This window comes from Trichlorobacter thiogenes (genome assembly GCF_900167465.1).
Classification (GTDB): Bacteria; Desulfobacterota; Desulfuromonadia; order Geobacterales; family Pseudopelobacteraceae; genus Trichlorobacter; species Trichlorobacter thiogenes.
Map to the genome: position 1 here is coordinate 1 of NZ_FUWR01000002.1, position 20,404 is coordinate 20,404.

Sequence of the window (20,404 nt, forward strand, 5' to 3'; positions counted from 1 at the left end):
TTCTGGCGCTATGCCACTGCGGGCTGGGCTGCCAGATTTCTGGATGCTTGGTGCAAAAGAACCATGAGGTCACGCATCATCCCGATGAAGAAGATTGCCAAGATGCTGCGCTCGCATCGGGAGCTGTTACTCAACTGGTTTCGGACCAAAGGGCAGGTTGCCTTGGGGGCCGTAGAAGGATTCAACAACAAGGCTAAAGTGACGTCACGTAAAGCATACGGTTTCAGAAACTTTGAAGTGATGAAAATCGCCTTGTATCATACACTTGGCAACCTGCCAGAACCTGAGGCTACCCACAGATTCTGCTGAAGAGCCTAACATTTTTTGCTCCAAGCTTGATGGCCTCGGTAAACTTATCACCGACACCGCCCAAAGAGGTTACCATGACCACCTGCACCGCCTTGTCCAGCATTACCAGACTGCGCAGGGCGGTCAGCCCATCCATACCAGGCATGTTCATATCCATGCAGATAATGTCAGGATCTTCGCTGTGGTTCATTTTGATGGCTTCAGCCCCGTTTTTCGCATGACCAACACAAACGAAATCGCCGGAATCGTTGATGATCTTTTCCAGCTGGCGGGTTACGGAGAGGCTGTCATCAACGACGAGCACCTTCTTCATAGACACCTTACCTCCCAGTGTGGCGTGGTGACCCTGCTCAAAGGCAGGTTTTGTATGCGGGAACTGTAACCGAAAGTTAATGAAAAGTCAAAAATGATTCTGTATAAATTTCCCCTTTTTCCTTGATTCACGGCGTGTTATAGATACTTAATCAAATCATCGCCAAAGGAGATTGTACTGTCATGATGTTCAAGCGTCGTTTAACCATTGCGGTACTGGTGGCTGCTGTATCCATGATGGGTAGTGCCGGAGCCTTTGCTGCAGAGAAAAAGGCAGCACCAGCCCCAGCCGCTGCTGAAAAACCCAAGCCGTTACCTGATCCGGTTGCCCGGGTGAATGGCGTTGCCATCCCTGCTGCGGATCTTCAGAAGGCGTTGACCGCCTTCAGTAAATCACCTTCGGCAGCGCAGGTGCCGCCAGGTCAGGAAAAGGCGGTGCAGCAGTTCCTGTTGAATCAGATGATCGGTGGCGAGCTGATGTATCAGGTTGCCAAGAATACCCCGGTTAAGGATCAGGATAAGCAGATTAGCGATGCTGTCGCCCGATTGAAGACCCGCTTTAAGACAGAGGATGAGTTCAAAAAGGGGCTGCAGGAGCAGGGGATTACTGAAAAGGATCTGCGTGAACTGATCCGGCGCAATGTGATTATTGAAAATCATATTGAGCAGGTGATTGTGCCCAAGCAGACCGTATCTGATGCAGAGGTGAAAGAGTTTTACACCAAGAACCCTGAGACCTTTACCCAGCCGGAGCAGGTTCGTGCCAGTCACATCCTGATTACGCTGGATGCCAAGGCAACTGATGCTGATAAAGCAAAGGCCAAAGAGAAGATTGAAGGGCTTTTAAAGCAGATCAAGGCTGGTGCAGATTTTGCCAAGCTGGCTCAGGAAAATTCAGGATGCCCCAGCAGCAAGCAGGGCGGCGATCTGGGCTACTTTGGCAAAGGCCAGATGGTAAAGCCGTTTGAAGAGACCGCTTTTGCCATGAAGCCGGGTGACGTAAGCGGTGTGGTGGAGACCCAGTTCGGGTATCATATCATCAAACTGACGGAGAAAAAGGCCTCAGCCAAGATTCCGTTTGATGACGTGAAGGCCAAGATTGCGGATTCACTTAAGCGTAAAAAGGTGAGCGAGGCGATCAACTCCATCATGGAAGATGCCAAGAAGAAGGCAAAAATTGAAGTGTACCTGAAGTAGTACGGGGTAACTCAAAAGTGGTAAAACGTAAGGCCGGTTCCTGTTGCAGGAACCGGCCTTACGTTTATTTAGGGCCGGTCACCGTTGTCGTGGCACCAGCTGCCAGGCCAGGAAAGTCGGTGGTACCAAGGTACTCACCGGCATAATAGATTACTGCTTTACCTGCGGCGAGCGGTGCCGGGCTGGTATTCTTCAATGTTAGGGAGAAGCTGGGTGTTGGGCTGGTTGTAACCTGCTCTTTTTCTGTGAGCAGCTGCCAGTCCGCCAGATGTGCTGAACCAGCAGTTGAGAAGGGATAGGTCTGGATTGGTTGACCTGCACTGACTGCGGCAGGGGTGACACTGACCGCGTAACCATCTAGTAGCGAGACGCTGCTGTGTGCTGCCAGTGACAGCAACGCAGTACCGTTGCCCTGAATACGAATATCGTAACGTGGTGTCCAGCCTCCGTCTTTCAGCAGGGCAGCAACTTTAATGCGGCCTGTTGCCGGTGTTACTGAGACTCGCACCGTAGGCCCACCGACTGCAGTTTTCTGCAGGCCCGCCAGTTTTCCTTCAAGCCGTTTTAGATCCTGCTCGGCACGGCGACGTGCCGTAAAGACCGCTTCCAGCTGGGCAATGGCAAAATCGGTGCCTTGTCTTACGGATGTCATCGGGTCTGGATTGGTCTTGGTCTTGCGGGGCGCCTTGGAGCTTTGAGATTTTGCAGCTGCGGCAAAGATCCCTTCCCGGGTGTCCAGGGCCTTCAGCCGATCTTCAAGGCGGTGTTTCTGCTCTGTCAGGCTATCCAGCTCCTTTTGCAGCTTGTCAGATGTCTTGAACGGGAGCAGGTCAACACGACCAATGCTGTAGCTGTTGTCCAGTGGCCTGACCCGCAGAGTTGTTTCCTTGATTGGCGCAGGAAATGAAAACTCTGCAACTCCCTTTTTAGCCGCTATCTCAACCTCAATCAGGCTGGCATCGGAAAACAGGGTCAGCTGCCGTGGGGCAGCATGGGCCAGAGATGTCACGCTAAGCAGTGTCAGGCAGAGCAACAGACAGCGTATGGTCATGGGAGACCTCCCAGCTGCAAAATAGTGGTGTACTGTTCTTCTGTGATGGGCTGGATGGAAAGACGGCTGCGGTTAACCAGCGGCATGCCGGTCAGGAGTGGATGCTCGCGGATTACAGCGAGCGGAACTTCAGCAGGTAATGCCTGGTCAGCACGAACATCAACCATGTACCAGATTGGCTTGTCAGGAGTTGCTTTGGGATCAAAATGATCGGCATTGGGATCAAGGGCGGTATGGTCAGGGTAGCCTTCACGTACCACGGTGCAAAGCCCTACCACCGCCGGTTCAGGGATGGAGCTGTGGTAAAACAGTACCCGGTCACCGGGCTTGATCTCATCCCTTAGGAAATTGCGAGCCTGAAAGTTGCGTACCCCGTCCCAATGCTCGGTTGCGTTGGGACGGGATTGCAGATCCTGGAAGGAGAAACAGCCAGGTTCTGATTTGAATAGCCAGTAGCCCATAGACACCCCTCCAGAAACGAGGATTTTTTCGTGAGATCAAGGCTGTCGAAGGAGCGCGCGGAGGCGTACCCTGTAAGTACGCCGCACAAGCGCGACTGAAGACTTACGCAGATATCACGGAAAAAGACCGTTTTCTACGACAATAGATGCACAAACAGGCCACTGCGCAGCTTGGGCTCAAACCAGGTAGACTTTGGTGGCATGATCTGGTCATCATCAGCCAAATCCATCAGCTCTTTGATGCCGGTGGGATGCATGGAAAAGGCCACGGCATACTCGCCGCTGTCCACCAGCCGTACCAGCTCATCCAGGCCGCGGATTCCGCCTACAAAGCTGATCCGCTTGTCTGTGCGGGGGTTTTCAATCCCCAATACCGGATGCAGCAGATGGTTCTGCAGGATCGAAACATCCAGACGCCCAACAGTGCTACCTTCATCAGTCAGTTCCGGTTTGGCCTGTAGCTGATACCACTGACCGCCAAGGTACATGCCGAACTGATGCCGTGCCTCCGGTGCCAGTGGCGCAGACACTGGGGTAACCTCAAAGCATGTTGCAACGCTGGCCAGAAACTGTGCAGCATCAAGTCCGTTCAGGTCCTTAACCACCCGATTGTACGGCATGATGTTCAGTTGGCTTTCCGGGAAGATTACCGTCAGGAAAAAGTTGTATTCTTCATTGCCGGTATGGTTGGGATTTGCTGCCTTACGCAGGTCGCGCACCTTTGCTGCGGCAGCGCTGCGGTGGTGACCGTCGGCAACATACAGGGTTGGTATGTTGCTGAACAGTTTGGTCAGGTGGTCAATCAGATACGGATCTGCAACCACCCAGAGTTTGTGGGAAACACCATCGTTAGTGGTAAAATTATAGTCTGGCGGTTCGTAAGAGGCCTCAGACAGAATTGTTTCCACTTCAGGGTTATCGCGGAAGATGTAGAAGACCGGCTCGTCATTGGCATCCAGCGTGTCAATATGCTTGATCCGGTCCTCTTCCTTGTCTGCCCTGGTATGCTCATGTTTCTTGATGGCGCCGGTCACATAATCATCCACCGCAGAGCAGGCCACCAGCCCGGTCTGGATGATGGAACCCATCCGCTGACGATAGATGTAATAACAGGGGGCTGCTTCCTGAATCAGCACCTTGCGTTCAATAAATCGCTGCAGATTCAGCTTGCCCTGGCGGTGTACTTCATCGGCATGGGGGTCCACCGAGGCTGGCAGATCAATCTCCGGCCTGGAGATATGCAGGAATGAGTCACTGTTTTCGCCAGCCATCTGGCGGGCCTCCTCCACATCCATCACGTCATAGGGGAGGGCAGCCACACGGGGGGCCAGGTGTACGGGAGGCCGCAGGGCCTCAAACGGTCTGATGATTGCCATAATCTTTGTGCTCCTGCGTTATTGAATATAGCGTCGGGCGCCTACAAAACGGCGCTCGAAGTAGGATTCTTCAACGGATGCGGTCTTGATATCTTCACCCCGTTTGGGGGCATGGACAAACTTGCCATTGCCGACATAGATGCCAACATGGGTAATGGATGATTCTGAAGCACCAAAAAAGACCAGGTCTCCATCCCGTAGTTCCGCTTTGTTGATCGGGTTACCGGCCTTGTACTGTTCCCGCGAGGTGCGGGGGATGTTGATGCCGCAGAGATTATAGACCGCCTTGGTAAAACCGCTGCAGTCCATGCCATCCACCACGGTGGTGCCGCCCCACTGGTAAGGGATACCCACAAACCGTTCTGCGGTGCGGGCAGCGATAAAGCCCAGGTCCCGCTCTCCCGGTTTGGTTGCAGGTGGCTTGGCAGTGGGCTCCTCAACCGGCAGGCCCAGCTCATTGCTTGGTGGTGGATAGGGCTTGAGTGGCTTGTGGAGCTCAGGACGATTCTGTTTGATGGTTGGCTCTTTGGAATTAGCAAACACCACCTCATTAGGTGGGGCGATGTAGAAGCTGTCAATCAGCTTGTCCGCCACCAGCCGATTGGCAGCGGTACGAGCCTTTTCCTTGGTGGGAAAATCACCAAATCGTACCGCATAGATGCCGTTGTCCTTGCGATAGTAGAACGCCTCAAGCCCCTTATCCTGTAGCCGATTGGCAAAACGCTCAGCATTTTTTACATCAGAAAAGGCGCCCATCTGGATCGCAAACCCCAGGCGGCTGACCCCTTTTGCGTATTTTACACTGCTGCCGGTTTTAAGCGGCTCTGTCCGTTTTTTGGTTGTATGTGGCGATGCACAACCCTGGGTTGCCGTAAATAGCAATGTTAAGACAATAAGATAGCAGATATGCAAGAGATGTTTCATGGCCTAGTCCTCATCCTTGACATCACGTCGGACACCCATCAGAAACGGGATCACAAAGTCATCCAGCGCACCGTCCAGCACTGAATCCGGGTTGCCTGATTCGACGCCGGTTCGCAGGTCTTTCACCATCTTGTAGGGATGCAGCACATAGGAGCGGATCTGGCTGCCCCAGCCGATCTCCCGCTTTTCACCGGCAATTTCCGATGCCTTGGCGTTTCGCTCTTCCATCTCCTTTTCGTACAGCTTGGCCCGCAGCACCTTCATGGCAGTGGCACGGTTCAGGATCTGGCTCCTCTCAGACTGGCAGGCCACCACAATGTTCGTGGGGAGGTGGGTGATCCGAACTGCAGAATCGGTGGTGTTCACATGCTGACCACCGGAACCGCTAGAACGGTAGGTGTCCACCCGCAGGTCAGAGTCTGAAATGCGGATGTCGATATCTTCCTCTTCAATCTCGGGGAAGACAAAGACCGAGGCAAAGGAGGTGTGGCGGCGGTTGTTGCTGTCAAAGGGAGAGAGCCGCACCAGGCGGTGGACTCCGGCCTCGGCCTTAAGGTGGCCATAGGCAAATTCACCGGAAACGCTGAAAGTAGCAGACTTGAGACCGGCCTCTTCACCATCCTGATAGTCGGTAATGGCTGTCTTCCAGCCCTTCTTTTCGCAGTAGCGCAGCAGCATCCGCAGCAGCATGTTGGCCCAGTCCTGGGATTCAGTGCCCCCAGCGCCGGAGTTGACCGACACAAAGCAGCCGTTGCGGTCATGGGTGCCGGACAACATCCGCTGGAACTCGGCCTCTTCAACGCCGGACTTCAGGCGCTCATTCATACCGTGAACTTCGGCCAAGGTGGCTTCGTCCTCAGCCTCTTCACCCAGCTCAATCATTACCCGCACATCATCGGCCTGACGGTTAAGTGAGTCCCACGACTGGAGCAGTTTTTCAATAACGGTGCGTTTTTTCAGGATATCCTGAGAACCGGAGGGGTCGTCCCAGAAACCGGGGGCAGCGATACGGGCGTCAAGCTCCTGCAGCTCTTCTCGCTTGTCATCCAGGTCAAAGAGACCTCCGAAGGGAGGAGATTCGAGTGGTCAGATCATCAAGCTGTGCAACTTCTTCGCGGTACATGGTGCTCTCGTTTCAGTCTGATTTACGGCTCGTGCCGAGGCTCATTTGTACCTTTTTTCCGCCACCTCTGCAACAGCAGAATCCAGACATGGGTGCCGATACAGGTTAAAACGATCCCTGTCGTCAGTGCAGATAAACTGCTGATAAAGCTGTGGCCCCTCCTGGCATCAAAGGGGCCACACAAAAACGATGAAATGGGGTTTTGGGCAGGCGCTACTGAAACTTAAACTGTCGCACCAGCCGTTGTAACTCTTCGGCATTGCTATTCAGCTGGTGGGCTGCTGTGGCAGATTCCTGGGCACCATGGGCAGTCTCTTGCACCACTTCGGTAATTTGTTGAATATTGCTTGATATCTCACTGGTGGTAGCGGTCTGTTCTTCCGCTGCAGTGGCAATCTGGCTGATCTGGTCGGTTACCATAGAGACCCGGTCAAGGATGTTTTGCAGTGCTGATTCAAGTTCTGCGGCCTCTGCAGCCCCTTGCTCAGTACCTTTTACCCCGGCCTCCATTGAGGTGATAGCAACCTTGGTCTCCTGCTGGATCGCCTTGATCATCTCACTGATTTCCTTGGTGGCCTTGGTGGTACGCTCAGCCAGGGCGCGTACTTCATCAGCCACCACCGCAAATCCACGTCCCATCTCACCGGCACGGGCTGCTTCAATGGCAGCGTTTAAGGCCAGCAGGTTGGTCTGGTCGGCAATATCCTCAATGGTGGCCACAATGGCGCCAATCTGGTCAGAACGCTCACCTAGGCGGGCAACAATGCCTGCATTCTCCTTGGTCCGCTCACCCCGGGTAACAATTCCTTCAACCGTATGCTGCACAATGGCAAAGCCATCTCTGGTGGTGCTTGTGGCCTGCTGTGCGCTTTCTGCTGCGCCCATACAGTTCTGGGCAATGTCACCTGACGTGGCTGCCATCTCTTCTCCGGCTGTGGCAACAGTAATGGTCTGGGCAGCCACCTCTTCAGCGCCGGTGGCGATACGGGTTGAGTTGGCCTGAAGCTGATTGGCAGCAGCAGCCACCTGCAATGAGGTATCGGAAACCAGGCGGATAATGTCGGTAAAGGAAACCGCCATGGCATCAAATGCCTTGGCAATCGTGCCCAGTTCGTCTCCTGTTGTCAGGTTTGCCCGCTGGGTTAGGTCGCCCTGGGCCATGGCATTACTGGCGCTGATCAGGGTTGTCGTGGCTGATGAAATGGCACGTATAATCATAAATCCGAGCAGGCCGGAGATCAGTACCGAGATCACAACGGCCGCAATGGTAATGGTCAGGATCGTCTTGTATTGAGACTGGGCCTGCTCAAAGGCAGCCTTGGCCTGTTGGGTCTGGCGATTATAGAGCAGGGTGGCAGCTTCATCGGCCACTTTAAACAGCGGGTTGATCTTCTTCAGGGTCAGTTCGGTTGCTTCACTATAGCGGCCTGCGGTAATTGCTTCCTGGGTCGGTTTCAGGCCTTCAACAACAAACTGCTTCCGCTTGGCAGCGAAATCCTCTGCCTGTTGTTTGCCTTCAGGCGTCATGGGACGCTTCATGAAGCTATCCCAGATGGTGGTGATTTCCTGAATGTTTTTGGTGACCTGCTCAATGTGCATCTCAAGGGCATGGTCATGCAGCTTGAGAATTACGGCGTTGCTTGGATCATGCTGCAGGGCAAGCAACAGTTGAATTCGGTTGTCACGCATCAAGGACATAACCCGGCTGATATCGGTCAGGCGGCCCATCCGTTCCTTGTAAAGGGTTTCAATCGATTTATCGCTACTGTGTAGACCAAAGAGTGCAACGACTCCAACAACAAGGATGGATAGCCACCCAACCAGCATAATGATCATGATACGCATTTTGATGCTTAGATTCACGGAAGGCTCCTAAGTGAGAATTGTATAAAGCTACCCCTAACATTAAAGCGCAAAAATTAGAAGCGTTACAGTTGTGTGACGTGAATAAAAAACAGGCTGAGTTTTTGTTGTAGACGCTTGTCAGAGCTGTGATTTATCTGTCAGGCTAAATTAGATTAAAATATAGGCTTATTCTTTTTGTGTGGCATGTTGCGATTATCGGAAGTGAAGTGATAGCGGGAAATCTCTAGGGTGCAAATGGGGAAAACCCTATGTTTGATAAAGTGGGAAAATGCTGCTGTAGGTTGCTGAAGTGCCCGTAAGCAACTGCTGTTCACAGCCAAGGAGCGTAATGGTCCCCCTTCGCTCCCGCAGAGAGGGAAGGGGGGCATGAGACATGCGTTAGAGCTTACTGGTAACGTTGCTTACTGCAGCCTGAACTTGCTGATCAATGCCTGCAAATCGTGGGCCTGCCCCGCAAGCTGGGCCGCAGCAACAGCGGTGTGCTCTGCACCAACCGCGGTCTGTTGCACTACCTCAGTGACAAGCTGGATGTTGGTGGTTACCTCGCCGGTGGTGGCGGTCTGTTGTTCCGCTGCGGTGGCTATCTGGCTGACCTGCGTGGTAACGTCATTTACCTGCTCCAATATCTGCTGCAGCGATGTCTCAAGTTGGGACGCCTCAGCAGCTCCCTGCTCAGTGCCCCGCACCCCTTCTTCCATTGAATGAATGGCAACGTTCGTCTCCTGCTGGATTGCCTTGATCATGTCACTGATCTCTTTGGTGGCCCTGGTGGTACGTTCAGCCAGCGCACGCACCTCATCGGCCACCACCGCAAATCCCCTGCCCTGTTCACCGGCACGGGCCGCTTCGATGGCAGCGTTTAGAGCCAGCAGGTTGGTCTGGTCGGCAATATCTTCAATGGTGCCCACAATAGCACCGATCTGCTCTGATCGTTTTCCCAGATTTGCCAGGATTTTTGCGTTTTCACGGGTTTTTTCACCACGAAAATGAATGCCATCCACCGTGTGCTTAACAATTTCGAAGCCATTTTGAGTCGTTTTGGTTGCCATATCCGCGCTGTCGGCGGCAGCATGGCAGTTGCGGGCGATGTCGTTACTGGTGGCGGCCATCTCTTCACTGGCCGTGGCGACCGTGCTGATCTGTGCAGCCACCTCTTCATCACCGGTGGCAATCTGTTCAGAGGTACTCTTTAGTTGATCGGAGGCTGCGGTGATGCTCGCCGAGATAGTGACCGTCTGGCTCACCAGATGACGCAGGTTTTCAACCATGGTTTTCATGGCAGTCATCAATTGTCCAAATTCGTCTTTTGAATTCACTTCCACCTTGATCGTTAAATCTCCTGCGGCAATGGTGTCAGCTATGGCTATCACCTTGAGTAGCGGTCCGGTTATGTTGCGGAAAATTAGCGTAAATATTGCAATGACGATTACAACAAACGCAGCGCTGATTGTCATCGTCACCATTCTTGACGTCTGCAGTATGCTGGTAGCACGTTTCTCCAAAGCGGTGTTTTCACTGTTTGTGATGGTTGCAATTTCGTCGATGACCTTACGATGGGCTTCATAGGAAGAGGACAAGACATCGCCCATCGTCTTTTCTGCCTGAGCACGATTGCCTGCCACAAGAGCCGGGAAAAAATCTTTTGATGCGGTGTCGAAAAACAGTACGGCCGGTTTATACGATTGCTCCAATAAGAGCGTTTTGACCTTTCCTTCAGGCAGCTCTTTGGCCCAATAGGCATGGCGTTCATCATATTCTTTACGCAATTTACCAAATCGTTCCTGATACGATGGAATTTTTGAAACATCCTTCTCTGACAGAGCCTGATACGAGACCAGATATGCTTCAAGAATATATTCTGGTGGTGGCAGGATATCCGCCACCAGATCTTTACCTCTCACAATATCCTGATAGAGCGGGCCATTAACTTGAAGTCTTTCTGTAGATATACCAATCGCTACAATAAGAACGATTATCCCGACAGATATAAGAACGGCCATAGCGCCCAGTTTTAGCTTGATGCTCATAACGAACGTCCTCCTAATGTGCTGATTTAACACAGTCTGGCGCAATCAGTTGTCATGTAAAGCAGGGTTGAAGTACGGTTGCTACAGGGAAGAAAAATCGTATACTACACTTTATATCGCGGAAATTTTTCGTTGCATTATGGCATTGTCGGAAGGCGTAATATGGGGTTTACCTTATGTGTGCATAGGGTAAACCCGATGTTGTGAGGGTGAGCAATCAGGTGTTCGTCATACTGTTATCAGCCTGTTTTTCAAGGCATAGGTGGTGAGCTGGGCAATGCTGTGGAGTCCCAGTTTTTTGCGTAGGTTCATACGATGTACTTCAATCATCTTGATGCTGACTCCTAATTGAAAGGCAATCTCCTTGGTGTTTAACCCCTGCGCCGTTAGTTTCAACACCTCGGTCTCCCGTTTGGTGAGGGCAGGATTGCTGCTGTCGGCAGCACCAGGCAGGCATTTTCGCATCATGATTTCCTGGGCGCCCGTGCAGAAATAGGGCTTGCCTTGATGAATAGCACGTAGTGCCAGCACCAGCTCTTCGGCTGCACAGTCCTTGACCAGATAGCCTCTGGCCCCGGCATCAAGGCTTTCAAAGACACAGTTGTCGTCAAGGAACATGGTTAACACCAATACCCTGGTTGCGGGATAGTCAGCCAGAATGCGGCGTGTTACCTGTACTCCGCCCATATCCGGCAGGGTCAGATCCATCACCACTACGTCAGGTGCAGATTGTTTGACCTTGTCCAATGCCTCCTGACCACTGCCTGCTTCAGCAACGATACAAATGTCGCTTTCAGTTTGCAGGATTGCCGAAAGCCCGTCCCTGATGATCTTATGGTCGTCAACCAGCAGTACCTTGATGCTCATGGCTGTTCTCCCGTTGTCGTATCTGGTGGTGCTTGTTTTGCCAGCGGTACGTTGATGGCTACTTCTGTGCCGCTACCCTGTTTAGAGGTAATCTGAAAGACACCGCCTATATATATGATTCTGCGCCTGATGGTGAACAGGCCGAACCCCTCAGTACTTGGACTGTACAAGACGGTTGCGACGTCAAACCCGACACCGTCATCTTCAACCCTGATTGCCAGGGTATCTGCCTCGCGGTAGACAGACAGGCAGGCGGTGCTGGTTCCGGCATGTTTGGCAATGTTGATCAACAGTTCCCGTACGCTGTTGTACAGCTCTATCTGGAGCTCCTTGCCAACCTGTTTTTCCTGCAAGTCATCATGGAATGCGATTTGGAGGTGGTAATCGGTTTCTATCTGCCGTGCCAGCCATTTCAGAGCTGCCTCAAGCCCAGCACCATCCAGAACCGCAGGGCAGAGCAATCTGGTCAGGCTGCGCACACGGTTGATGGAACTGTCCGTCAGTAGTTTTATATCGCTGACAAGTGTACCTTGATCTGATGAAAGCGGTGTCTTGTGTAGCGTCCCCAGCTTCATTCGGGTCAAGGTCAGGTCCTGTCCCAGGGTATCATGGAGATCAACGGCAATACGGCGGCGTTCGCGCTCTTCAGAAAGAGTCAATTCCAGCAGCAGATCATTCAAATGCTGCTGTTTTTCTCGCAGTTCCTGCTCGGCACTTTTTCGGTCGGTAATGTCTACAAGGGATACAACACATTTACCCAGAGTGTCTTCGTAGCCGGGGCAGACAGATACATACACGGTTACCTGTCGAAGTTCACCCGACAGGGTCTTGACGGTTGAGTCAAGCTGCATCCGGGTTCTACCCTGCCAAAGGGCGAGCAGTTCCTGGCGGAAGGTCATGAGTGATTCAGGAGTAAAGGTTTTGATCAGGCCTTCAAGTAGTCCTTGCCGGTCTGTGGCACCGTGTAATGCCAAAGTAGCCTGATTGACATTAATCACTTTTACCAATGCAGCGCAGATGCTGATCTGTTCGGGGTGTAGGTCAAGGTACTCTTCAAGATTATCGATCCCTTCGGCTCGTAGCTGGTTAAAGAACAGCTTGATGCCGGAAAAATCTTCCTCCCAGATTGATACCGGTGAGTTTTCAAAAACCATACGATACCGGCGTTCGCTTTCCTGTAGGTTACGCTGGATTAGCAGGCTGGTCATACCGTCTGTCAGCCGTCTGCCAATCTCCTGAAACAGGTGTTTCTCTGCGGGTGACCAGGTGCGGATATGGGTACATTGATGGATACCAAACTCCCATGGCTGGTTAACTTTCGGATAGATCGCCGTTGCCAGGATGTTTTTAATGCCAAGTTGGTCTACAAGATCTCCAGACAGGGGGAAAGGGGTGCCGATCCCAAGTCGTAGCGCTCCATTGGAGTAGAGCAGCAGGCGAAGTTTTTTGGCAATCCAATCATTGGAGGCGGCAGCCAGTTCAACATCCTTTGAGCCCGGATAGCCCACAGTAGTACGCTCCATGGGGATTTGCCATGATTTTGCATCCGGGTCGCAGGGGTAGAGCAGGTAGGCTCGATCACAGTCAAAGATTGATAGTACCACATCAAGTACATCACTCATCATCTGTTCGAGATCAGTGGATAGCTGTATGGCGCGGTTGATCCGTTCCATACAGGAAAGAAAATGAAGGTTTGCCAGCCGTTCCTGCTCAGCCTGTTTGCGTTCAGTAATATCGCGTCCAATGGCCAGCACACCGGATATAGCACCGTCCGTACCGCGCTCGGCAACAAAACGGATATTATGATGGCGTTTACCTTCTCCGCTATCAGGCAAAATAATATCGATTTCTGCATTTTCACCCGTTACAAGTACCTGTTCGATCTTCTCCTGGTACTCGTAACGCTCACCGTCAGTTGTTTTTCCCAAAGGTGTTTTGCCGAGCAGGTCAGTAACCGGAATCCCAAGTGTCTGGGCAAGACGGGGATTAACGTAGATCATTCGACAGCCTGTATCGTAACGGGCGATGTTATCGGGCGAGTTTTCCGCCAGAGTACGGAACTTTTTTTCGCTTTCCCTGAATAACAGTTCCTGTTGTCTACGCTCTTCTAACTCCCGTTGTCTCTGGAGATTTGTGTAGCCTGTCTCTGCCAGCAGTTGCACTAACTGATGCAAAAAACGCATGGTGTTGTCAACATAAGTACGGCTGAACAGAGGCACTTGCCGAACTGCCGCTAGGTATGATTCTGGATCAAAATCAAGCTCTTTAGCCTGTTGCTGGAACCAGGCTAGATCAGGCTGTTGATCATCGTAAAAAAACTGGCCTGAGAAAAAGACTCCCAGGTGTTCTCTGTCGACGATGATCGGCATGGCGATGTTGATCATACCGTTTTGGCAGCGGCATTCAAACAGATCGCCGGTAAAATTTTCCAGTGCCTGTTTGATTTCAGGATCGTTACGCCAGCAACGGGCAAAAGAGCCGGGATGCTCCCACAGATACTGGGTACAGACTTGCTGCAGACCAACGCCGACAATTATGTTTGCATCGTTATCCATCAGGCCGCAGGGGATGCCTGAAATCTGGACGTGAGTCTCCAGAAGCTGTTTTATCTGCTGGATATTGATGAGTTGATCAATGGTGTAGTTGTTCATGGTCTTATAATGAGACAGTTTTACTGTTCAAACAGTAACGTTTTGATGACTAAAAAACAATGGGGTAATCGCCCTGTCTGAAGTGTACTCATGCTACCTAAAACAGAAACAGCTGCCAGTTCAGGCAGCCGTCTTCGTTACATCAGGATGACACGATCGTGTTACGGAAACCGGAAGGTGACGCCGGTCAGCATGGTCAGGTCTGTGGCAGGCTTGTTAAAGCCGCCACGCACACCCAGATCAAGATCCAGTTTATCGTTGAGCGAGTAGATCAGGCCTCCGGTGACAAAGGAGGGCCAGACATTGGAGGTCTGCAGGGTGCTGGTGGTGGTGCCTACTTCAGCAACAATTTGCAGACTTTTCGTTACGGCAACTCCGGCAGCCACCGACATTTTCCAGAAGTCACTGCGATTGTCGGCACGGTCTGTGTCAATACGATCTTGATGCACGTAGCCAAGGTTGGCATGGACGGTTACTGGCTTGAGATCAACGGTTGAGATCAGGGTGGTGGCATAGCCGGTGCGGCCCGCTCCCAGCCCTTTGTCCCGGTCACCGTTGGGAATATTCATGCTTGGTTTAATGGCCAGGCTGACTGGTCCCAGTTCCAGAAAACGCCACTTCAGGGCAAGGGTGATATCGGCCAGACCGTTTTCATCCTGTATGGTAGTATCGTTTAGTTTAACCTGCTGCAGCAGGTACGGGAATGAAATTGAGGCATCGAGGCTGTCAAATACACCAGCTGTCAGGGTTAATCCAAGGAGCTGTTGGTTGACTTTCATGGTAACGCCGTTGTCGGTATCCTTGTCCCATGAGAACTCTCCGGTTGCTTCCACCTGAAACTTCAGCATTCCCTGGGTTCCGGCATCATCGGTGCTTAAGGGGTGGGCTGCAAAGGAGGTGGCAGCGCAACAGAGCAAAAACAGTGTAATGAGTGTGATCAAGCGTGACTTCATGGCGATGTCTCCTGTTCTTTAAGGTGACTTTGATTTCAAACGGCTACGCCGTAGCAGTAAAAGTACGATGGTTAGTGCCAGACAACCCTGGGCAAACAGGTCGCCAATCTTTAGATACAGGGCGTTGGCGCTGCCCGGTTGTACCTCTCCCACCATGACCGCTTCTTTGAAGAGCGAGGTCATGCCGCGGATATGTCCGTTCTGGTCGATGATGGAGGTGATGCCGGTGTTTGCCGCACGAATCAGCGGAGTCCGTGTTTCAACCGCCCTGAAGGCGGCCATGGAGAGGTGCTGGTAGGGGGCGGAGGAGCGACCGAACCAGGCATCGTTGGTGATGTTAACCAGCACCCGGCTGCCGGCATTAACCTGCGCCCGGGCCAGTTCCGGGAAGATGACTTCGTAGCAGACCAGTACCCCCAGGGGCGTAGAACCTGCCTTGAGCGGCTTGATTTCCTGGCCGGGCACAAAATCACCGATGCCGTGGACCAGCTTGTTGACAAAAGGTAGCAGCCGGGACAGGGGGACGTACTCGCCAAACGGCACCAGGTGGATCTTGTCGGCGCGACCACGTTCGCTGCCATCAGGCGCCAGCAGGAAGGCGCTGTTCAGGTTACTGTACTTGCCGTTACGCTGTTCAATGGCCGGGCTGCCAAACAGCAGGTAGGTCTTCAGTTCGCGGCTCAGGTTACGAATCCGGTCTGACGAGGGGCTGTTTTCCTGAAAGAAGAATGGTGCCGCGCTTTCCGGCCAGACAATCAGATCCGCTGCCTGCTGGGCAACAGCCTGGCGGGAGAGGTTGGTATAGATGTCCAGGGTTGCTTCACGAAAGGCGGGTGACCATTTAACAGCCTGATCAATGTTGCCCTGAATCAGGGCGACCTTGAGCGGTGCTGCCGGGGGGAGTGGCGAATTTAGACGAAAAAAGCCGTAGCCCAGGGCAGAGGTCAGGGCCAGGACAAAGATGATGGCACTTTTAGCCGGGTAGGGGATCTCTGCACCGGATAGGGCTCGGATAATCCGATAGAATACCACGTTGGCCAGCACCAGTAGGGCTGTTATGCCAAAGACGCCGGTCAGGTCAGCCACCTGAATCAGCGGCAGCAGGCGGTATTGGGAGTGGCCCAGCATGGTCCAGGGGAAACCGGTTATCAGAAAGCTGCGTAGGTAATCAGCACTGACCCAGGCCAACGGCATCAGCAGGGCTGATTTAATCCCGCACCGTTCACCCATGACGGTTGCCCAGGTGGCCAGTCCATAAAACAGGGCCAGCCAGGCTGAGAGAAACAGCCAGAGTGGAATAGTGGCAAACAGCGGCAGGTGTCCGTAGTCTCCCATGACGATCATAACCCAGTAGAGCAGAGCGGCATAGGCGATCAGGCCGCTAAAGAAGCCCAGTTTAAAGGCTGCCTTGGGTGTCTGACCTTCAAGGGTGGTCAGCAGTGGTACCAGGGCGATCCAGGCCAGGAACGAGAGGTCTGCCTTGGGGAATGAGAGCGCGATCAGCAGGCCGGAAAGGCCAGCCAGCAGGGCAGGGCGGATAGTGCCGGAGATCAGTGGCAGGCGGAAATCGTGCAGGTTCACGGGGCAGCAGGCTCCGGTGTGTCGGTCAGGCGAACGATTCTGACCCGTTTAACCTTGCGGGGATCAGCATCCAGGATCTCGATTGCAAGCCCTTCACCGGTGATGACGGTGCCGGCAACCGGGATGCCGTCAGCCAGGTGGACCACCAGGCCGCCAACCGTATCAAACTTGTCCCGCTCAATTTCAAGTTGAAACTGTTCTTCCAGTTCTTCTATCGGCAAGCGGGCGTCGGTGGTGAGAGAACCATCAGGATTGCAGGTATACAGCTCTTCTTCCATGTCATACTCGTCCTGAATATCGCCAACAATCTGTTCCAGCAGGTCTTCAATGGTGACCAGACCGGAAGTGCCGCCGTATTCATCAACCACAATGGCCAGATGGACCTTTTTCTTCTTGAACTCCTGCAGCAGCAGTTCAAGGGTCTTGGTTTCAGGGGTAAAAAACGGTTGCCGGACCAGATCCCGCAGGTGGATGCCAGAATCTTCCATCCCCCAGCTTTTCAGCAGGTCCTTGGCATACAGCAGGCCGATGATGTTGTCCAGGGTACCGTCATAGACCGGAATACGGGAGTGGCCACAGGCGATGATGGCATCGATGGTTTCCCTTACCGATGCCTCGACACTGATGGCTGCCATGGAGGTGCGGGGCACCATGATTTCGCGCACCACGGTGTTGTCCAGCTCCAGAATGGCGCTGATCATCTCACGTTCCTGCTCGTCTACAATCCCTTCCTCTTCGCCGGCTTCAATCAGATCGTGAATCTCCTCTTCAGTAACCTTTCTGCGCCCGGTTACCAGTCGGGTGACTCTATCGAGCAAACCTGCCGGCCTGCGACTACTTCCTTCGTCCACGTTCGTTTTTCCTCCGTCTGTCAAATGATCAGGGAAGGGCTGTCAGCCCTTCCTTTTGTAATAGTTTCCAGATTTCCTGCTCTTTGCGTTCCATCCTGACCGCCTCGGTCTCGCCACTCCGCTCATGGTCGTAGCCGGTCAGGTGCAGGATGCCGTGCAAAAGCAGAAAGATCAGACGTTCATAGCCGGTCCAGTTGCCGATCTGGGCCTCTTTAGCGGCGGTATCGGCTGAGATGACCACATCGCCCAGGGCATGGGGCGTCAGATCGCCGAATTCCCCTTCCTGCAGGGAGAAGGAGATGACGTTGGTGGGGCGGTCCTTGCCCAGATACTCATGATTCAGCCGGTGTATGGTGCGATCACCAACAATAGTGATCGATAGCTCGGTCTCGTCAGGACATCCCAAGGCGTTTAAGATCCTCGTTGCTGCTGCCCTGATGGGACGCAACGGGGCCGGGTGCTTTCGCTGGTTGTTCTGTACCAGAATGTGCATTGCTCTTCTTACCTCCGCTGTTCCCCTTGTGAACCGGTTCAGGGTAGTCAATCCGGTGATGGAAGATGGCCCCCAGAATCCGGTTAAAACTCTTGGCAATCTCATGCAGGTTTTTAAGGGTCAGTTCGCATTCATCCAGCTGGCCATCGGAAAAGATCCGGTTGATTAATTTCTGTACCATCCCCTGAATCCGGTCCGGGGTAGGGTTGACCAGGGTGCGGGAGGCTGCCTCAACCGCATCGGCCAGCATCACCAAGCCTGCTTCACGGGTCTGCGGTTTGGGGCCGGGGTAGCGGAATTCCTGGGGATCAACCTGCTGGCCAGTGGCATCGGCCTGCTGTTTGGCCTTTTCATAAAAAAACTTGATTAGGGCGGTGCCGTGGTGCTGTCGGATTACGTCAATGATCGGTTGTCCCAGATGTTTTTCCTTTGCCAGCGCCTCACCTTCCTTGATGTGGGAGATCAGGATCAGGGCAGACATGTGAGGGGATAATTTGTCGTGACGATTTTCGCCGCCGTGCATGTTTTCTATGAAATACAGTGGTTTTGCTGACTTGCCGATGTCGTGGTAGTAGGCGGCAACCCTGGCCAGTAACGGATTAGCGCCAATCGCCTCGGCGGCAGCCTCCACCAGATTGCCCACCACCACGCTGTGATGGTAGGTGCCGGGAGCCTTGATCATCAGATCCCGTAACAGCGGTGAGTTGAGGTTGGCCAGCTCCAGCAGTTTGATGTTGGTGGTGAAGTGAAACAGTGACTCAAACAGCGGGGTAAAGGCTGAAACCAGCATGGCTGAGAGCAGTGCCCCCACCAGGGTGAAGCAGATCACGTAAAGGGTTTGCAGGGTAAATAGGGCGCTGTTCATGGTCTGAAAACAGATCCCCATGGCCAGGTTGACTACTGCCAGTTTGAGACCGGCGGTATAGATCACGCTGCGGTCCTGACACTGCCGCACGCCGTGGGCACCCACCACACTGCCCAAAAGCGCATAAATGACCACGAACATATTGCTGTTAAACAGGATACCCAACAACGGGGCCATCATGACGCAGTAGATTAAAGCAACTTCCGAGTTGAGCAGGATCCGTACGATCATGGCGCCTGCTGCAAACGGAAAGAGATAGGCATAGGAAGCGGGCGATACTGACGGAAAGGCTGCTCCGATATTGGCCGACACCAGCAGCGCCAGCTTGAAGACAAAAAAACTGCCCACGATCAGGATGGCTATGGCCAGCAGATCCCGGTTGCTGGGATTGAACTTGCGGATGTTCTTGCAGGCAAAACGATAGGGGAAGTAGAACAGTACCAGTACCAGACCAAAGATGCCCAGTGCGGTATAGATAGTGCCCTCTCCACGGCTGGCCTCATAGATCATCTGCAGTTTGTGGGATTGTTCACTGCTGACCCGTTCTCCCACCCGGACGATCATTTCACCCTTTTGAATCTTGTACAGTACCGGTTTGACATCATTCAAGAGGGTCTTTTTACGGGCTTCGGTGGCCTCCCGGTCAAAAAACAAGTTGGGCTTCAGGATTTTTGCGGACAGTGCCAGCAGGTGGCGCGATACATCAGGCGTCACGTCATCAAGCCGTTTTGTCTGCAACAGCCTGCGGGCCTCGCCGATCTCGATAAACGGCGTGTTCGCGGTTGCCGTGCCGATGCTCTTGCCGGTGGTGTTGCAGATCTCTATGCCGCGCTGGATATCGGAGCGGAATACCTTTTCATCAAGAATGATCTTCTGTTTGTAAAGCTCGTCTAGAATCTGTTTCAGACTGGTTAACACAGATGGCTGGCTGGTTGCCTTTAACAAGGAGCGCAATTCGCCTTCGGCAAGCTGTGCATCAAGCACCGGCTCAAGCAGCGGTCGCAACTCGGCTGTGGTGATGGTCGGTTTTTCTGAACGCGCGGTACGGGCAGTGTTCAGTGCCTTGGTTATGCTGTTAAGCAGTGTTGTGGCAACGGTCTCACCGGCAGTGTAAACCACCGGCGCCTTGGCCTCTGCTTCGCTGCGTAACTGTTTGGTCAGCTCGTGATCTTCCAGCAGGTAGTCCTGGCTGGCGCGGATGTCCGAGGTGGCGATTTCGCCCGGTTTGTAACGGGCAGTCACCAGGTGCTGGCTTGGCAGCAGGATCAGGGTCAAGAGTCCGGCAGTCAGCAGGAGCAGCAGCACTCTGTTGCGCCGGGCTGTTGCCGGGTTTGAGAACCGCCGTACGACTGAGTCGAGCAGATTGCTTGCCAGCTTTGGCAGGTAGGCAAGATGAGACTGTTCTGGTGTATGTCCGGGGGATTCGGGCATGGCGTACCGTCAGGCGGTGCGGGAGACAAGATATGTGGAGAGGGTCGTGTACATAGTGAAGGATGG

17 protein-coding genes are annotated in these 20,404 nt (G+C 53.2%); 2 read left to right on the forward strand and 15 right to left on the reverse strand.

Annotated elements, in window-relative coordinates:
* Nucleotides 1–309: transposase (locus B5D39_RS03355; RefSeq protein ID WP_139366663.1), on the forward strand; the 309-nt coding region annotated here is incomplete at its 5' end.
* Here B5D39_RS03355 and B5D39_RS03360 read toward each other — a convergent pair.
* Nucleotides 290–622, reverse strand: coding sequence for a response regulator (locus B5D39_RS03360; RefSeq protein WP_078788987.1), 333 nt, complete (start codon nt 620–622; stop codon nt 290–292). The genes B5D39_RS03355 and B5D39_RS03360 overlap by 20 nt on opposite strands.
* A gap of 182 nt (nt 623–804) precedes the next feature.
* On the opposite strand from B5D39_RS03360, the gene B5D39_RS03365 reads away from it, so the two are divergent.
* Complete coding sequence (locus B5D39_RS03365) at nt 805–1,818, forward strand: peptidylprolyl isomerase (protein ID WP_078788988.1); 1,014 nt, start codon at nt 805–807, stop codon at nt 1,816–1,818.
* A 64-nt stretch (nt 1,819–1,882) separates the two neighbouring features.
* On the opposite strand, the gene B5D39_RS03370 is transcribed toward B5D39_RS03365, so the two are convergent.
* The 14 genes from B5D39_RS03370 to B5D39_RS03435 form a co-directional block, all read right to left on the reverse strand.
* Entirely contained in the window at nt 1,883–2,869 is a 987-nt protein-coding gene (locus B5D39_RS03370) for a hypothetical protein (protein ID WP_078788989.1), read from the reverse strand.
* Nucleotides 2,866–3,330: an EVE domain-containing protein gene (locus B5D39_RS03375; RefSeq protein ID WP_078788990.1), complete on the reverse strand. Its 465-nt coding sequence runs from the start codon at nt 3,328–3,330 to the stop codon at nt 2,866–2,868. Before B5D39_RS03375 ends, B5D39_RS03370 begins: the two co-directional genes overlap by 4 nt.
* Nucleotides 3,331–3,464: 134 nt before the next feature.
* Entirely contained in the window at nt 3,465–4,706 is a 1,242-nt protein-coding gene (locus B5D39_RS03380; RefSeq protein ID WP_078788991.1) for a DUF1015 domain-containing protein, read from the reverse strand.
* An 18-nt stretch (nt 4,707–4,724) separates the two neighbouring features.
* Nucleotides 4,725–5,630, reverse strand: coding sequence for an NlpC/P60 family protein (locus B5D39_RS03385; RefSeq protein WP_078788992.1), 906 nt, complete (start codon nt 5,628–5,630; stop codon nt 4,725–4,727).
* Nucleotides 5,631–5,633: 3 nt separating this feature from the next.
* A protein-coding gene (gene prfB, locus B5D39_RS03390; protein ID WP_139366664.1) for a peptide chain release factor 2 occupies nt 5,634–6,753 on the reverse strand; the annotation gives its coding sequence in 2 pieces (ribosomal slippage) (nt 5,634–6,683 and nt 6,685–6,753; 1,119 coding nt in all).
* A gap of 213 nt (nt 6,754–6,966) precedes the next feature.
* The gene (locus tag B5D39_RS03395; protein ID WP_244161344.1) at nt 6,967–8,616 is read right to left on the reverse strand and encodes a methyl-accepting chemotaxis protein; all 1,650 of its coding nucleotides are present in this window, start codon (nt 8,614–8,616) and stop codon (nt 6,967–6,969) included.
* Between the two features lie 404 nt (nt 8,617–9,020).
* Nucleotides 9,021–10,646, reverse strand: a complete 1,626-nt coding sequence (locus B5D39_RS03400) for a methyl-accepting chemotaxis protein (protein WP_078788993.1) — start codon at nt 10,644–10,646, stop codon at nt 9,021–9,023.
* 228 nt (nt 10,647–10,874) lie between these two features.
* Entirely contained in the window at nt 10,875–11,513 is a 639-nt protein-coding gene (locus tag B5D39_RS03405; protein WP_078788994.1) for a response regulator transcription factor, read from the reverse strand.
* A complete protein-coding gene (locus B5D39_RS03410) occupies nt 11,510–14,164 on the reverse strand; it encodes a PocR ligand-binding domain-containing protein (RefSeq protein WP_078788995.1) in 2,655 nt (884 codons plus the stop codon). The genes B5D39_RS03405 and B5D39_RS03410 overlap by 4 nt, the downstream gene beginning before the upstream one ends.
* 161 nt (nt 14,165–14,325) lie before the next feature.
* Nucleotides 14,326–15,117 (reverse strand): transporter, encoded by a 792-nt coding sequence (locus B5D39_RS03415; protein ID WP_078788996.1) that lies wholly within the window; start codon nt 15,115–15,117, stop codon nt 14,326–14,328.
* Nucleotides 15,118–15,135: 18 nt separating this feature from the next.
* Nucleotides 15,136–16,698: an apolipoprotein N-acyltransferase gene (lnt, locus tag B5D39_RS03420; RefSeq protein ID WP_078788997.1), complete on the reverse strand. Its 1,563-nt coding sequence runs from the start codon at nt 16,696–16,698 to the stop codon at nt 15,136–15,138.
* Complete coding sequence (locus tag B5D39_RS03425) at nt 16,695–17,549, reverse strand: hemolysin family protein (RefSeq protein ID WP_078788998.1); 855 nt, start codon at nt 17,547–17,549, stop codon at nt 16,695–16,697. Before B5D39_RS03425 ends, lnt begins: the two co-directional genes overlap by 4 nt.
* Nucleotides 17,550–17,577: 28 nt before the next feature.
* On the reverse strand, nt 17,578–17,955 hold the full coding sequence (ybeY, locus tag B5D39_RS03430) for an rRNA maturation RNase YbeY (protein WP_244161345.1): 378 nt from the start codon (nt 17,953–17,955) through the stop codon (nt 17,578–17,580).
* Nucleotides 17,942–20,338 (reverse strand): HD family phosphohydrolase, encoded by a 2,397-nt coding sequence (locus B5D39_RS03435; RefSeq protein ID WP_078789000.1) that lies wholly within the window; start codon nt 20,336–20,338, stop codon nt 17,942–17,944. Before B5D39_RS03435 ends, ybeY begins: the two co-directional genes overlap by 14 nt.
* Nucleotides 20,339–20,404 lie beyond the last annotated feature (66 nt).

Excerpts from the sequence above, each read along its gene's own strand:
- B5D39_RS03360 (WP_078788987.1), bottom strand. The coding sequence starts at position 622 with ATGAAGAAGGTGCTCGTCGTTGATGACAGCCTCTCCGTAACCCGCCAG.
- B5D39_RS03365 (WP_078788988.1), top strand. The coding sequence starts at position 805 with ATGATGTTCAAGCGTCGTTTAACCATTGCGGTACTGGTGGCTGCTGTA.
- B5D39_RS03370 (WP_078788989.1), bottom strand. The coding sequence starts at position 2,869 with ATGACCATACGCTGTCTGTTGCTCTGCCTGACACTGCTTAGCGTGACA.
- B5D39_RS03375 (WP_078788990.1), bottom strand. The coding sequence starts at position 3,330 with ATGGGCTACTGGCTATTCAAATCAGAACCTGGCTGTTTCTCCTTCCAG.
- B5D39_RS03380 (WP_078788991.1), bottom strand. The coding sequence starts at position 4,706 with ATGGCAATCATCAGACCGTTTGAGGCCCTGCGGCCTCCCGTACACCTG.
- B5D39_RS03385 (WP_078788992.1), bottom strand. The coding sequence starts at position 5,630 with ATGAAACATCTCTTGCATATCTGCTATCTTATTGTCTTAACATTGCTA.
- B5D39_RS03400 (WP_078788993.1), bottom strand. The coding sequence starts at position 10,646 with ATGAGCATCAAGCTAAAACTGGGCGCTATGGCCGTTCTTATATCTGTC.
- B5D39_RS03405 (WP_078788994.1), bottom strand. The coding sequence starts at position 11,513 with ATGAGCATCAAGGTACTGCTGGTTGACGACCATAAGATCATCAGGGAC.
- B5D39_RS03410 (WP_078788995.1), bottom strand. The coding sequence starts at position 14,164 with ATGAACAACTACACCATTGATCAACTCATCAATATCCAGCAGATAAAA.
- B5D39_RS03415 (WP_078788996.1), bottom strand. The coding sequence starts at position 15,117 with ATGAAGTCACGCTTGATCACACTCATTACACTGTTTTTGCTCTGTTGC.
- B5D39_RS03435 (WP_078789000.1), bottom strand. The coding sequence starts at position 20,338 with ATGCCCGAATCCCCCGGACATACACCAGAACAGTCTCATCTTGCCTAC.